The 13,572-nt window shown below is 40.1% G+C and carries 12 protein-coding genes; 3 read left to right on the top strand and 9 right to left on the bottom strand.

The annotated features are described in order from the left end of the window. Positions 1 to 7: 7 nt before the first annotated feature. From dam to PSF31_RS11435, 8 genes are all read right to left on the bottom strand, one after another. Positions 8 to 910 carry an adenine-specific DNA-methyltransferase gene (dam, locus tag PSF31_RS11470; RefSeq protein ID WP_004263205.1) on the bottom strand — a complete coding sequence of 301 codons (903 nt, stop codon included), beginning with the start codon at positions 908 to 910 and terminating at the stop codon, positions 8 to 10. An 82-nt stretch (positions 911 to 992) separates the two neighbouring features. Beyond that, on the bottom strand, positions 993 to 1,898 hold the full coding sequence (locus PSF31_RS11465; RefSeq protein ID WP_096863477.1) for an SPOR domain-containing protein: 906 nt from the start codon (positions 1,896 to 1,898) through the stop codon (positions 993 to 995). Positions 1,899 to 2,159: 261 nt separating this feature from the next. After that, on the bottom strand, positions 2,160 to 3,248 hold the full coding sequence (aroB, locus tag PSF31_RS11460) for a 3-dehydroquinate synthase (RefSeq protein ID WP_004263201.1): 1,089 nt from the start codon (positions 3,246 to 3,248) through the stop codon (positions 2,160 to 2,162). 45 nt (positions 3,249 to 3,293) lie between these two features. Next, positions 3,294 to 3,815, bottom strand: coding sequence for a shikimate kinase AroK (aroK, locus tag PSF31_RS11455; RefSeq protein ID WP_004263200.1), 522 nt, complete (start codon positions 3,813 to 3,815; stop codon positions 3,294 to 3,296). Positions 3,816 to 4,322: 507 nt separating this feature from the next. Continuing rightward, entirely contained in the window at positions 4,323 to 5,387 is a 1,065-nt protein-coding gene (locus PSF31_RS11450) for a secretin N-terminal domain-containing protein (RefSeq protein ID WP_420719978.1), read from the bottom strand. After that, on the bottom strand, positions 5,380 to 5,928 hold the full coding sequence (locus tag PSF31_RS11445; protein WP_164561263.1) for a hypothetical protein: 549 nt from the start codon (positions 5,926 to 5,928) through the stop codon (positions 5,380 to 5,382). Before PSF31_RS11445 ends, PSF31_RS11450 begins: the two co-directional genes overlap by 8 nt. Further along, positions 5,921 to 6,466 (bottom strand): PilN domain-containing protein, encoded by a 546-nt coding sequence (locus PSF31_RS11440; protein WP_004263186.1) that lies wholly within the window; start codon positions 6,464 to 6,466, stop codon positions 5,921 to 5,923. Before PSF31_RS11440 ends, PSF31_RS11445 begins: the two co-directional genes overlap by 8 nt. A 3-nt stretch (positions 6,467 to 6,469) precedes the next feature. Continuing rightward, positions 6,470 to 7,300, bottom strand: coding sequence for a hypothetical protein (locus tag PSF31_RS11435; RefSeq protein WP_036958620.1), 831 nt, complete (start codon positions 7,298 to 7,300; stop codon positions 6,470 to 6,472). 116 nt (positions 7,301 to 7,416) lie between these two features. Here PSF31_RS11435 and mrcA point away from each other — a divergent pair, with 116 nt between their 5' ends. Continuing rightward, positions 7,417 to 9,933 (top strand): peptidoglycan glycosyltransferase/peptidoglycan DD-transpeptidase MrcA, encoded by a 2,517-nt coding sequence (gene mrcA, locus PSF31_RS11430; protein WP_096863480.1) that lies wholly within the window; start codon positions 7,417 to 7,419, stop codon positions 9,931 to 9,933. Between the two features lie 156 nt (positions 9,934 to 10,089). On the opposite strand, the gene nudE is transcribed toward mrcA, so the two are convergent. Continuing rightward, positions 10,090 to 10,641: an ADP compounds hydrolase NudE gene (nudE, locus tag PSF31_RS11425; RefSeq protein WP_004263174.1), complete on the bottom strand. Its 552-nt coding sequence runs from the start codon at positions 10,639 to 10,641 to the stop codon at positions 10,090 to 10,092. A 325-nt stretch (positions 10,642 to 10,966) separates the two neighbouring features. Here nudE and PSF31_RS11420 point away from each other — a divergent pair, with 325 nt between their 5' ends. Both PSF31_RS11420 and hslR read left to right on the top strand, forming a co-directional pair. Next, positions 10,967 to 13,060 carry an IgaA/UmoB family intracellular growth attenuator gene (locus tag PSF31_RS11420; protein WP_004263171.1) on the top strand — a complete coding sequence of 698 codons (2,094 nt, stop codon included), beginning with the start codon at positions 10,967 to 10,969 and terminating at the stop codon, positions 13,058 to 13,060. 64 nt (positions 13,061 to 13,124) lie between these two features. Continuing rightward, positions 13,125 to 13,535 (top strand): ribosome-associated heat shock protein Hsp15, encoded by a 411-nt coding sequence (gene hslR, locus PSF31_RS11415; protein WP_004263168.1) that lies wholly within the window; start codon positions 13,125 to 13,127, stop codon positions 13,533 to 13,535. Positions 13,536 to 13,572: the final 37 nt, after the last annotated feature.

Here is a 13,572-nt window from a genome sequence, read left to right as displayed (position 1 = left end):
CCGATTATTAATCGTTATCTGAGAGCCATTCATCGCTAGGTACAAGGCGCTGCGTTTTTTTCTTATCCGTTTTTCTAGGAGAAAGGCTATTAGGTATACCCGGATATAATGCCAGTAACTCATTGACTTTTGTCCGGTTTAATATATTTCTACTAATGGTGCGACGTACTTTTACAATATGCAATTGAGCTTGATAATACCACTCTCTCGTCATCGGGGTATCATGATTTGAGATCAAGACAGGAATTTTACTTTCTGTTGATAACTTTTGAGCCAAAATAGCTAAGTTTTGTTGTTCGAGCGAATTAAATGCATTCGTGTGATACGCCGTGAAGTTAGCTGTATCTGATAAAGGTGCATATGGTGGGTCACAGTAGACAACAGATCCCTCTTTTGCGTTGAGCAAAGTTTCACCATAATGCTGAGTCATAAACGTGGCATTTTGTGATTTTTCAGCAAACCACAGTAATTCTTCTTTAGGAAAATAGGGTTTTTTATAGCGGCCAAAAGGAACGTTAAATTCACCTCGAGAATTATAGCGGCATAACCCATTATAGCAGTGGCGGTTTAAGTATAAAAAAAGGACACTGCGTTTCTCAGTATCGGTAGATTGGTTAAAGGCTTCACGCATTAAATAATATTGTTCGGAAGTATTATATTCAGGTGTGAAGATTTGCTGGGCTTCTTCGATAAAAGCATCAGCGCGGTCTTTAACCGTATTGTAGAGGTTGATGAGGTCACTGTTGATATCTGCCAGTATGTATGAATCATAACTGGTGTTTAAAAACACTGACCCAGCACCAACAAAAGGCTCAATTAAGCAATCACCTTGTGGAAGGTGTTTTTTGATTTCTTCCACAAGGGGGTATTTACCCCCAGCCCATTTTAAAAAAGCGCGTTTTTTTTTCATGCCGTCTTATTATTACAATCGTTTAGAGTAACTGCATTTATACTCTGTCAGGACAACATAATGCGCCCGGGGAAAAACGTTGTTATTTTTGATCCTGTTTGACTTGTTTCATATTTCTAACCCACGGTTTTTTCGCTTGTACTGCAGCAGGTAAGGTCCCTATTGCATTTTTTGCGTCGGTCACTGAACTATAATTTCCGTGAATAAGAACATACCAAGTTTGCCCATTACGTATGGTTTTATAAACTTTGTAATTGGCCAATTTGTTTTCTTTTGCGAAAGCTTCCAGTGTATCAGAGCGGCTTGCACTGCTGAGTTGCAATGTGTAGCTACCTGCTGGTGCAGACATGATATTGCTACCTTGGCTACTTGCCGTTGATTTTGCTGGCTGTTTAGTTTGCACAGGGTGTTTTGGCTCAACGGGTTTTACAGGTGTTTTTTCTGGCGTTACTGGTTTGACTACGGGTTGTTGTTCCACAGGTTTAACGGTTGGTGGCGTTAACGGTGTCGTATTTTGTGGCTGGCTAGTGCCTGGCACAGAAACTTGGCCTTGGTTTAAGGCATCAACTACATCGCCAGGTATTTCGATTCGCTCACCCAGACCATTTGGTTGAGTTTGAGGTTCGCCTTGGGTTGGCGTTGGCGTAATTTGTGAACCAGTGATTTCTTGCGGTTGCCCTGATAGCGTTTGACCTTGTGAATTTGTCAACGATGAGGAACCCGATAAATCGATATTCTGTGAATTATTGGCACCCGTTGTTTGTTGCTTTTCATGCTCTGTAGGGGCTTTCAGCGCTGAGCTGATAGCAATAATGAGCAGCAATAAGACCAGTACACCCACACCAATCATAATATGTTGACGTGAAAGTGCAATTTTAGGTTTTGCAGCAGATGATGATTGGCGTGAGCGCCCTGTCGGTCTATCTGATGTATCAGGCCTAAGATCATTTTGACCTTGAGACTGGTTATCTGGTTTAAATTCGTCCATTTTCCTCTCCCGAATAAAATTTGCCTATAGTAGAGATAAAATGTCTCTTATCAGTACAACCTCTAACGACCAAGCAGGACATCGCTGCTTATTTAAAGCATATATCCTTTCGTAATACCACGCTAGCCAAAGTGGTATTGATAATACGCTTTTTCAGAGTTTCGTATATAGGCGTAGGCATACCGTATAATTTAACGACTTTAGTGAACATCTACCAGTAACATTTTAAAACGCCAGTAAAAATTCAGCTTTTTCTTCGTTTTATGACATACAGGATGATATTGCCGCAATGACAGTCTGCGTATCAACATCTGAACGCATTTCCGAATGGCCGATAGTGGTAGGCAAAATTAAATGCAGTTTTCCACCCATCACTTTTTTATCTCGCATCATATGTGGGAGATAATCATCGGGCTTCATTTGTGAAGGGCCTTTGACGGGAAGTGATGCACGCTCTAAAAGTGTGACCACCCGCTGAGTTTGTTCAGGAGTAAATTGACCAAGTAATTCTGCTGTTTTTGCTGCCATAACCATGCCAGCCGCGACAGCTTCACCATGTAACCAGACGCCATAGCCCATATGCGCTTCGATAGCATGACCAAAGGTATGACCTAAGTTCAATAATGCGCGTAACCCACTGGTTTCTTTTTCATCCGCAGCAACCACTTGTGCTTTTAGTTCACAACAACGGCGAATACAGTAAGCCATCGCTTGGTCATCAAGAGAGACGAGGGCATCAATATTCTCTTCTAGCCAGCTAAAAAATTCACTATCGAGGATAATGCCATATTTAATGACTTCTGCTAAGCCGGAGGCAAGTTCTCTTGGTGGGAGAGTTTTTAAGCAGTTGAGATCAACCACAACAGAAGCGGGCTGATAAAATGCGCCGATCATATTTTTCCCTAGTGGGTGATTGACGGCGGTTTTACCACCGACAGAAGAGTCCACTTGAGATAATAAGGTCGTAGGTACTTGAATAAAACGTACTCCACGCTGATAGCTTGCTGCTGCGAAACCTGTTAGGTCACCAATGACGCCCCCACCAAGAGCGATGAGGGTGGTGTCACGGTTATGGTGTTTTTCAAGTAATGCGGTAAATACATCATTCATAATGAATAATGATTTGTATTGTTCACCATCCGGTAGAATGATGGTATCAACTTTTACGCCTGAAGTTTCAAGGGCATTCTTTATCTTATCGAGATAAATAGGGGCAAGAGTTTCATTTGTCACGATCATTGCTCGTTGACCCGCAGTTAATGGCTCAAATGCCCCCGTTTGTTGATATAAGCCGGGTGCAATATTGATTGGATAACTACGTTCGCCTAGAGTGACGGTGACTTTTTCCATCTTGCTTTACCTTGAGTTCATTTTTGAAAATAACACCATGAACAATTAGTTTTTTTCTAATAGTTCAATGATTTGGTTGGCAACAACTTTTGCACTTTGCTCATCAGTATGAATGGTAATATCAGCAATTTCTTCATACATAGGATTACGTTCGTCAGCCAGTTTCTCAAGAACCTCACGTGCGGGTTCGTCAACTTGTAGCAGTGGACGTTTTTTGTCACGTTGTGTACGAGATAATTGTTTCTCAATGGTGGTCTCAAGATAAACAACGACACCGCGAGCGGATAGGCGATTACGGGTCTCTTTAGACTTAACAGAGCCACCACCTGTTGCTAATACAATGCCTTGTTTCTCTGTAAGCTCATTGATGATTTTTTCTTCGCGATCGCGAAAGCCTTCTTCACCTTCAAGGTCGAATACCCAGCCTACATCTGCGCCAGTGCGTTTTTCTATCTCGTGATCAGAGTCGAAAAACTCCATATTAAGCTGTTGAGCCAACTGACGGCCAATAGTACTTTTGCCAGCACCCATTGGTCCAACCAGAAAGATATTGCGTTTCTCTGCCATGTTTTTTGGTATTACTACGATTATTCGTTAATGATTACCCGCCCCGCCAATCAGATTAGCGGCGGGACCTAAACTGAAACCTCATAAGTGATGATGTGAGATCAGATAAGAAAATTATCTCAATACATCAACCTGAATTGCAACTATATAAATATGGCACTAAGCAAGCAAAGTGCCATATTTAAAATTACAGGTTTCGATACTTGAGCCGTCTATGTTGTCTAATGCCTTGTTTATCATGCTTTTTAACAGTTTCTAGCTATTGGTATCAGCAAGTTATTTCTGTTAAGAATAGAGCAACATTAATTGTGGCTGTTTTATAAGCGACTGACAGCTTGTTCTTTAATCTACGGATAGTTAGAACACTCAATGGATAACCTTGTATGCTAAAACGACGCCAGCGTCAAATTTATCCGGTAGGTTTATGCCATAAAAAATATTTTTTTTTGTCATCTTTGACTTATTGTGTATTCAACTATTTGAAGTATATGCGTTATTTTTTCCATGTTAAATATTGATAAGTTTTGGTGTTATAAAAACAATAAGGACACGCTTATCTGTATGCTCTGCCGTATTTGTGAATAATGTACCTAGAAAAGGGATATGAGATAAAAAGGGTAAGCCCATCTCTGTTTTTTCTTGTTTTTGCTGAAAAATTCCCCCAAGAATAAGGGTTTCATTATTTTTGATGGTTACGTTAGTTGCGATTTCTTGTTTATTGATGGCCAAGTGATGATGTTGGCTGCTAGTGAGTGCAGTATCGGGTGAGTTATGACTAATTTTAAGGTTTAACTCAATTTTTTCATCACGCACAATCGAGGGGGTAACATCCATACCCAGAACGGCATCTTTAAATTGTACGTGTGTTTTTTTGTCATTACTGGTGACATAGGGGATCTCTGTACCTTGCTGAATACTTGCGGGTTGTTGATGCGAAGCAACTAAACGAGGGCTCGCAATAATAGAAAGCAGATTTTCTTTTTCTAATGCTTTTAGTTTCATTTCAAGCAAACCATCACCAAGACTAAGAACATTGAAGGCAAATTGTCCTGATATTGAAGAGTAACGATTGTAGCGATATAAGTGATTAGCGTTTAGATTTCCACCTGCCATCATTCCCCATTCTAAGCCCAACTCCTGTAATGCAGTTCGGCTGCTACTAATGATATGTGCAGTGATCTGTACTTGTTTATTTGGCTTATCTTGATGTTTTATCCATTCATCAATCAGTGCTAATCGATCTGGATCATCTTTAATAATAAGGCTGTTTGTCGTGATATCGTGATGGATAGAGGCATTTTTCGATAATAACGAAGAATCTGGATGTTCTAATAGATGACGAACCTCTTGGACATTGGTTGAGATTAATTTAAATATTTTTTGGGTTAATGATGTTTTACTTGGCGTTACCTGCGCTACTGCTGTTTCCGGGGTAGGCTGGTTTTCTATTACTAAGGGAGGTATCAGTGGTGCAAAGGGATCTCTAACCTCTTCGGCAGAGATTAAAAATGAAGATAAAAAGAAGAGTCCCCCAGCAATCAGCATGAGGATGTTAGTTCGTGAGCTATTCATTGCGGTTATCATCCTTGATAGCGAGAGTGTCGTTGAACAATGAAAATGAGATGGAGGTGATGATAATTCCTTGTTTTAAATATATTTTTATGTCATGAAAATGCCATCTCTGGGTTTGAGGAAGGGTAAGAAGCTGTTCTATAACGTGATAAATAGGAATGAAGTGGCCTTGAAACTCCATAAAATAGGTATTGGTATCTGTTGGTTGCAATTGATTAAGTGTCACAGATGAATGTGAGAGCAAGGTATTTAACTGTGTCAGTAATTCAAGAGGCGCTTCTTTAATATCAACGGATTGCTTTAGCGATTGAGCTTGTTCTTCAAGCTGTTGTAACGAAGGTGAGCGGTAGAGAGCTTTCTTTTCTCTTGTAATTGCTTCAATTAAATTCAGGTTCTCAATGGTTAATTCCATGATCTGATTTTGATTTTTTTTCCAGTATAAAAAATACCCCGCAGTGATACAAAGCACAATTAAGAACCAAACAGGTAGGGTTTGTTGCCAAAATGGGCGATACCAAAAAGAATGTATGGACTCATTCATCGAGCACTCCTTGATATTTGGCTGTGAGGTGTAAACGGTTTAATTGATTCACTCGGCTGATTTTTTTCAATTGAATATCACTCAAACCTGGGTGATTTTTAAGTTGTAAGCCAAGCGAATTGATATCTTGAAAATCATAACTGTTAGCTTTGATCTCTATTTTGTTATTCATTAACTGTAGATTTGTTAGCCAACTTTTGGGTGGAGTTAGAGTTGGAAGGTTTTGTAGTAACTTAAGTAAAAATTGGTTATTTACTATAATGCTATCTATCTTTCTTTTTTTGCTCATTAAGCTATTAATCTGTGTTTGTTGAGTCGCGATTTGCAATACTAATTGTTGTATCTGTTCATATTGTAGTTGGTTATTGTGCTTTCTATTTTTTAGGTCTTTCATTTCAATTTGTTGAAAAATAAATAAAAAAACACACGCTATAATCACTGAGCAGCAAACTACAGAACAAAAGAGTAAAAACTCTCGTATCTTCTTTTTTATTTGCTGTTGGCGCCAAGGGAGAAAGTTAACTTGGTATATTTCCATCAATTAAATATCTCCATGACGTAAAGCAAGACCGGCAGCAATCACAAAATCCCCCAGTAACTGTGGTAATTTAATATTATGCTGTTGAAAAGCTTGGCGTAATTCCCAGTGGTGAGCTACCTCATCAGTACGAGAAATCTGTTCATGATCTGTAATGAGGTAAATAGGTGAGGCTTTTTCTTGATCAATAAAGGGCAGCAAGTGGGAAAGTGTCGGTATATCGGTATCTTGCAAATGGTTATAATTAGCTGGTTGGCTAATTGGCCCTGACCAAAGCCATTCACCTTGTCGATAATGAATAACCCAGCATTCATCGGGTAAACCCGCGTTTCTTGCCACATAACGTAAAGCTATGGGGGCGACATCAATAGCAAGCAGATTGAACCCGCTTTCTGTAAATAGATTTTGCCAAAAAGTAATATCTGACTGGCGGGCCCCATTAAAATAAACCTGTTGTTTGATGACGCGATAGTCGATAACCAGCTCTTGGGCGTGCATAGAAAAACGTTTTTCAGCTTGAGATTGTAAATACCACCCTAATTCTGGTTGTGGCAATTTGATTTCACTGGGTAATGAAATTTGTTGTTTTATTGTACGGACAGCGGGTAATGCGAAGGATACGGAACACTTTTTAGGTAATTTCTGACGCCATTGTAATAAAATATTCAGTAAAATTTGATATTGTTCATGGCTAGAATTATCAGTTAGCTCGAATGGTAATTGTTGTTGCCAACATTCACATAAATGCCAGTATTGTCTGCGCCGCTTTGCAGCGACTAGCTGTATTCTATCTCGATAGAGGTCGATCCCAATGTTCCATTTTGATGTATACATAGTTAATTTCCTTATCATTAACAAATAAATTACGATTTCTATTGTGCTGTATAAGCTTTATACTGTGTGTTAGTGATATCTAAACCCTCTTGTTAGCCGAGCATGGGAATTTTCCGGTGAAGTTCGTAAAATATTTTTTTATTCTTGTTTTCTGTTGCATTTTTTTGGGAACCGCCTCGATTTATGGCATGTATAAATATGTGGAAGGTGAGTTACCTGATGTAGCAACAATGAAAGACATTCGTCTGCAAATTCCAATGCAGGTATACAGTGCGGATAACGAATTGATTGCCCAATATGGGGAAAAGCGTCGTATTCCTTTACCTCTGGCAGAAATTCCTCCTTTAATGATCAAAGCGTTTATCGCCACTGAAGATAGCCGTTTTTATGAGCACCATGGGATTGACCCTATTGGTATTTTCCGTGCGGTTACCGTAATGGCGTCTTCTGGCCATGCATCTCAAGGGGCCAGTACAATCACTCAGCAGCTCGCGAGAAATTTTTATTTAAGCCCTGAAAAAACCCTGATGCGTAAAGCTAAAGAGGCATTTTTGGCTATTCGCATTGAGCAGCTTTTTACTAAAGATGAAATTATGGAGTTGTACCTGAATAAAATTTATTTAGGTAACCGTGCTTATGGCGTCGGAGCAGCTGCGTACGTTTATTTTGGTAAGACAGTGGATGAGTTGACGCTTAGTGAAATTGCGATGATTGCAGGTTTACCAAAAGCACCTTCTACATTTAACCCTCTGTACTCTTATGACCGTGCGGTAAGTCGTCGTAATGTGGTTCTTTCTCGCATGTTTGAGGAGAAATACATTACTCAAGACCAGTATGAACAAGCAAAAAATGAAAAAATAGTTGCTTCGTATCATGCGCCGAAAATTGATTTTTCTGCGCCGTATTTAGCCGAAATGGCGCGTCAAACCTTGTTTGATAAATATGGTGAAGATGCGTATACCGATGGGTATAAAGTCTACACTACGGTGATCCGTAAAGATCAGGAAGCTGCAACAACCGCAGTCCGTAATAATTTGATCGACTACGATACTCGCCACGGTTATCGCGGCCCTGCTGAGGTTTTATGGAAACAGAATGAAACGGCTTGGACAGCAGAGCAGATAGTCGAAAAATTGAAAAAAATGCCGGTTTATGGGCCTTTAATGCCTGCTGTTGTGACATCTGCAACAGCTTCAGAAGCGCAAGTGATGTTAGCTGATGGTTCGCAAATTCCTATTACAATGACCGGTGTGCGTTGGGCGCGTAAATTTATTTCAGATACTCAACAAGGTACCGCGCCAAGAGCTGTAAATGCAGTCATGCAAGTGGGTGAGCAAATTTGGGTTCGAAAAGTTAAAGATAACTGGTGGTTAGGGCAAGTACCTGATGCGAATGCGGCATTTGTTGCTTTAAATCCAAATGATGGGGCGATTATTGCGCTAGTAGGTGGGTTTGACTTCAATATGAGTGAGTTTAACCGAGTCACCCAATCATTACGCCAAGTTGGTTCGAATATTAAACCTTTCCTATATACAGCGGCAATGGATAAAGGCCTGACATTATCATCATTACTTAATGATGTACCAATTAGCCGTTGGGATGCAGGTGCAGGTTCTGATTGGCGTCCTAAGAATTCACCTCCTCGCTATGATGGGCCTATTCGTTTACGTCAAGGTTTAGGCCAATCAAAAAACGTTGTGATGGTTCGTGCAATGAGAGCCATGGGGGTGGATTATGCGGCTGATTATCTGACTCGCTTTGGTTTTCCAGCGGAAAATATTAACCGTACTGAAGCATTAGCGTTAGGTGCTCCATCATTTACACCAATGCAAATGGTTCGTGGATATGCTGTCATGTCCAATGGTGGGTATTTGATTGACCCATACTACATTTCGAAGATCGAAAATCATAATGATGAGGTTATTTTCGAAGCCAACCCTAAAATAGCATGCCCTGATTGCACGAATATTCCGGTAATTTATGGTGATACGGAACGCACTATTGTGAGCAACGGTATTGATGATGAGTCTACCGAAGAAGTGACACAATCAGGCGATAATACCGTCATAAAAGAGCCAACAATGGAATTAACGACGGCAGCTAACTTAGACGGGAACTCTGGTGACCAATATGCACCTCATGTAATTAATACCCCACTTGCATTCTTAATTAGGGATGCGATGATGACCAATATTTATGGCGAGCCTAGTTGGTCAGGTACAGGTTGGCGTGCAGCGAGAGACTTAGGTGGTCGCCGGGATATTGGTGGGAAAACAGGGACAACTAACAGCTCTAAGGATGCTTGGTTCTCTGGCTATGGCCCAGATGTTGTTGCTTCTGCATGGATTGGTTTCGATGATAATAGGAGAACATTAGGTCGTGGTGAAGCCGGGGCCAAAAGTGCACAACCCATGTGGAACGACTTTATGAAGTCTATTTTAGCAGGGGTACCAGTGAAAACAATGAAGCCGCCTAAAGGTGTTATTTCGGTCTCCATTGATAGCAGGACAGGTAAATTAGGTTCCTCTCGTCGTGAGTATTTTATTGAAGGAACTGAACCGAAAGAACATGCGGTACAAGAGGTAGGTACGACAATTTCTACGGAAGGTGGGGCCAGCCAAGAGCTATTTTAAAATTATTGTTGGTTAAATTCCTATAATTAGCACCCCATTGTTGGTTTAAAACATGGGGTGTTTTCTATAGAGACGTTTAATATATCAGTAGGTTATATACCTATATTAATGATTAGTTATGGAAATAACATACAGCAGATGTAATGTTAAGTGTTATTACTTAACACTTTTTAGGTAACGTTCTAGATAGAAAAGTGCGCTAATATTCCGAGCTTCGTTGAAATCAGGGTGTTCCAGTAATTCCATCATTCGAGATATTGGCCATAGCTCTTGTTGTAGAGGTTCAGGCTCATCTCCTTTGAGTTTTTCCCTGTATAAGTCTTGAGCGATAAGAATATTCATTTTACTTGAAAAGTATGATGGCGACATCGTCAGTTTGGCGAGCTGAACCATGTGATTAGCGCCATAACCAATTTCTTCTTTGAGTTCACGCTGGGCTGCTTCAATGGCAATTTCACCGGGGTCGATAGCACCTTTGGGAAAGCCTAATTCATAGCTTTCAATCCCGACAGCGTATTCGCGAATGAGGATGAGGTTATCACCCATGATAGGAACAATAAGAACCGCTTCGCGTTTTGCGGGCCGCATTCTTTCATAGACTCGTTTTTCACCATTACTAAATTCGAGGTCAACTGATTGAATGCTGAATAATTTTGATTGAGCAACATCTTGAATATTCAAGATTTTAGGTTTTTTTAACTCTGTCATAACGATTTCCGAACAGGATGAGTGAAATCTATTGCTAAAAGCATATTTCATTGATTTACGAGACGCGTTTTACCTAGCACTGCCCGTATTTCGAAATCATCATACAACTATGACCTATATCAAAATAAAATGATAGATATTATCGAGTAGATAAAATGCTGTTAGTATAATTGACTCAAACAAATAATACGGGTAAACAAATAAAACATTTTTTACAAGATGTTGTAATTTAAAATAAAAACTACAAATAGAATAGGAATCGGCTTATTTTTAGGAAGTGTGAGGGCTGATATGCTTTTCTTATTCATTTTTCATTGGGGAAACAATGCTGAACCATGTCATTATAACGGCTATAATTGTTATTAGCCTGACTATAATGGCTTCCTTCCTATATTTTAGGCGGGGGCGGCATTCTGGCGTCTATCAAATACCTTCTGTAGCGTCACCATCATTTAGGAAAATGATTGATTCAGATTACCAAACCATCTCCCAGTATTTAAATTATTGCGCTGCTATATCAACAAATACATCTCAGCATCCATGGCAAATCAAAAAAAACTCAATCATAGCGACAGTTTGCCATTCATTGACACGTTTTAACTTACGCCAAGAGCAAGGAAATAGTTGGCGCTATTTTATTGATACAATTGAGGTTCAGCTCCCTTCACAGCTTGAGCCTTTTTTGCAACGCCAAAATGTTATGGAAATAGTGGAAACAGACCACTTGCCGTTAATTATTTCAATGAATAGCCATTCGCTGAAAGATTTCAGTAGTGAATGGCAAACGGGTATGCCTATCGATTCAACATGGCCTGATGCGGCAATTCAAGAACGTGGCCAGCATAGTATTGAGCGATTGAAAGTTCGTAAAGAGACGAATGAAGAACATCGGTTACACCATTCTACAGGTTGGCTTGGTGCTGCGATTATCTGCCTGAGTTTTTTATTTGGTTATTTAACCCTTGTTTCGATTCCTTTATTACAGGAATCGGGATTAGTGATCACAACGATTACGTTTATTATTGGGTTACTTATTCTCTTTCGCTCTAGGATGTTCCCCCGACAATATCAAGATATTCAATGTATTCATGGCCAACCAAAGCGCTGGGAACTCTATGGCGAACTGGATAAAAAATATTCCACCAATACGTCTATTGCTGGTATTGACTTGCACTACCCTAATCATTGGACGAATTATTTAAAATACGAAGAAAACCAAGCTGTTAATATTGATTTTTATACGACGGGTGAGGTGGTCAGGCACGGTAAGTATCTTTCTTTGCATGAAGAAGAGCGTTATTACCCTTACAAACGGTTCAAAAAGAATGTATTGATGTTAGTTGGGGCTTTATTAACGATGGCTCTGATATTTGCATATCAACCGATAGATTTGCCAATAAAACTGGGGTTTGCGTGGCTAGGTGGCACAGAGAAAATCAAGGCTGAGAGTCCTAATGAGCTCGCTTCCCGTCAGCTCAAAGTTGGGGATACATTAGTTGCCCAAGGAAAAGGGATGTGTTACCGCTCACCGAATTTGAATAAAGAAAACCAAGCTCAATTTGTGCCGTTTGATTGCTCTGGTATTTATTGGAATGATGTTAGTTTACAGACTGAACCTCAATCAGAGGTTGTTGAACACTCAATATCATTGCTTGATACCGTCAAAAGCCAATTGCATCCAGATAAAAACTCGACAGGAGTTAACCCAAGATTACAGCGGGATATTATGAAATCAGGGATGAATATTATCTTTGATTTTTCGGCTATCATCATGGGGACAGAACAACTGTGCCATAATTCTGATAACTGCCTAAAATTAAAAAATGCACTGACTAACCTAGGGAGTACAGATGATTGGCCTTCTTTAGTAAAGAAAGCGTCTACGGGAAAACTAAAAGGGGCTCATGTTTTATTGCGTGCTGGTAGCGCTGAGGCCTTGGAAAACATCGTGGAAGACACCATATATGATTTTATCAGGACAGAAATAGATAGAGAAGTGCGCAAAATTAATAGTCCGCCTCCTGGTGGTGTTTTATTAATTAGTGATGAAAACAAGCCTTTAGTTGATTCGATACAGGGAGCTTCTTTTAATGAGCTATCGCCATTACAGCGTTGGCAAGAGTTGCAAAGGTTATCAAATCTTCTGATCAATACACCGTTCAATATTGAAGGTGTAATTACGGATTTATCAGTAGATGCCAATGGGACATTGCAAATTGTGTTGCATGAAGAACCCAATGAAAAAGTGGTATCTCAGTATATATGTAGTGCGCTTTTTATCCTATTTTTGTTGGTGTGTGCGTTGTTAAATGGTTCGTTGATTGTGCTACGTGTTTTGAATAATAAGAAGCGTTTGCGTAATATCACAGAATATTATGATAAATGCTTTGAGGCTAATCCCCCTTCCTATCGTCGATAGCATCATCCCGGAAGTAGAGGGAGCCTCTTCTTAGTTTGATTCAGACTTATGTTGAGGAGGCCCCATGAATCAATCCATTATAGAACCTGTTCGCCTTGATAAGTGGCTGTGGGCTGCGCGATTTTATAAAACGCGTGCGGTCGCCCGTGAAATGATTGAAGGCGGTAAAGTCCATTACAATGGGCAAAGAACTAAGCCAGGGAAAATTGTTGAGCTGCATGGAATCGTTAAGCTTCGGCAAGGTAATGATGAACGAACGGTTGAAATCATGCAAATCAGTAGCCAGCGCAAAGGTGCACCGGAAGCTCAGTTGCTGTACTGTGAAACGATAGAAAGTATTAATCAACGCGAGAAAATGGCACAAGCGCGTAAGATGAATGCACTGACGATGCCACATCCAGAGCGACGCCCGGATAAGAAAGAACGGCGTACCCTGTTAAAGTTTAAACAAACAAATTCTCATGAGTCGTCTTAATGACGGCCTGAGCAACAGCCCGAGCAATAGAGAGATA

This window comes from Providencia sp. PROV156, from assembly GCF_028480905.1.
GTDB classification, from domain to species: domain Bacteria; phylum Pseudomonadota; class Gammaproteobacteria; order Enterobacterales; family Enterobacteriaceae; genus Providencia; species Providencia hangzhouensis.
The sequence above is the reverse complement of the archived record's forward strand: the minus strand, read 5'-3'. Positions and strand labels throughout refer to the sequence as shown.

Bases quoted from the DNA above. Each gene is read 5' to 3' on its own strand.
- PSF31_RS11465 (WP_096863477.1), bottom strand. From the start codon at position 1,898: ATGGACGAATTTAAACCAGATAACCAGTCTCAAGGTCAAAATGATCTT.
- aroK (WP_004263200.1), bottom strand. From the start codon at position 3,815: ATGGCAGAGAAACGCAATATCTTTCTGGTTGGACCAATGGGTGCTGGC.
- nudE (WP_004263174.1), bottom strand. From the start codon at position 10,641: ATGACAGAGTTAAAAAAACCTAAAATCTTGAATATTCAAGATGTTGCT.
- PSF31_RS11420 (WP_004263171.1), top strand. From the start codon at position 10,967: ATGCTGAACCATGTCATTATAACGGCTATAATTGTTATTAGCCTGACT.
- aroB (WP_004263201.1), bottom strand. From the start codon at position 3,248: ATGGAAAAAGTCACCGTCACTCTAGGCGAACGTAGTTATCCAATCAAT.
- PSF31_RS11440 (WP_004263186.1), bottom strand. From the start codon at position 6,466: ATGGAAATATACCAAGTTAACTTTCTCCCTTGGCGCCAACAGCAAATA.
- PSF31_RS11435 (WP_036958620.1), bottom strand. From the start codon at position 7,300: ATGTATACATCAAAATGGAACATTGGGATCGACCTCTATCGAGATAGA.
- PSF31_RS11445 (WP_164561263.1), bottom strand. From the start codon at position 5,928: ATGAATGAGTCCATACATTCTTTTTGGTATCGCCCATTTTGGCAACAA.
- dam (WP_004263205.1), bottom strand. From the start codon at position 910: ATGAAAAAAAAACGCGCTTTTTTAAAATGGGCTGGGGGTAAATACCCC.
- PSF31_RS11450 (WP_420719978.1), bottom strand. From the start codon at position 5,387: ATGAATAGCTCACGAACTAACATCCTCATGCTGATTGCTGGGGGACTC.
- hslR (WP_004263168.1), top strand. From the start codon at position 13,125: ATGAATCAATCCATTATAGAACCTGTTCGCCTTGATAAGTGGCTGTGG.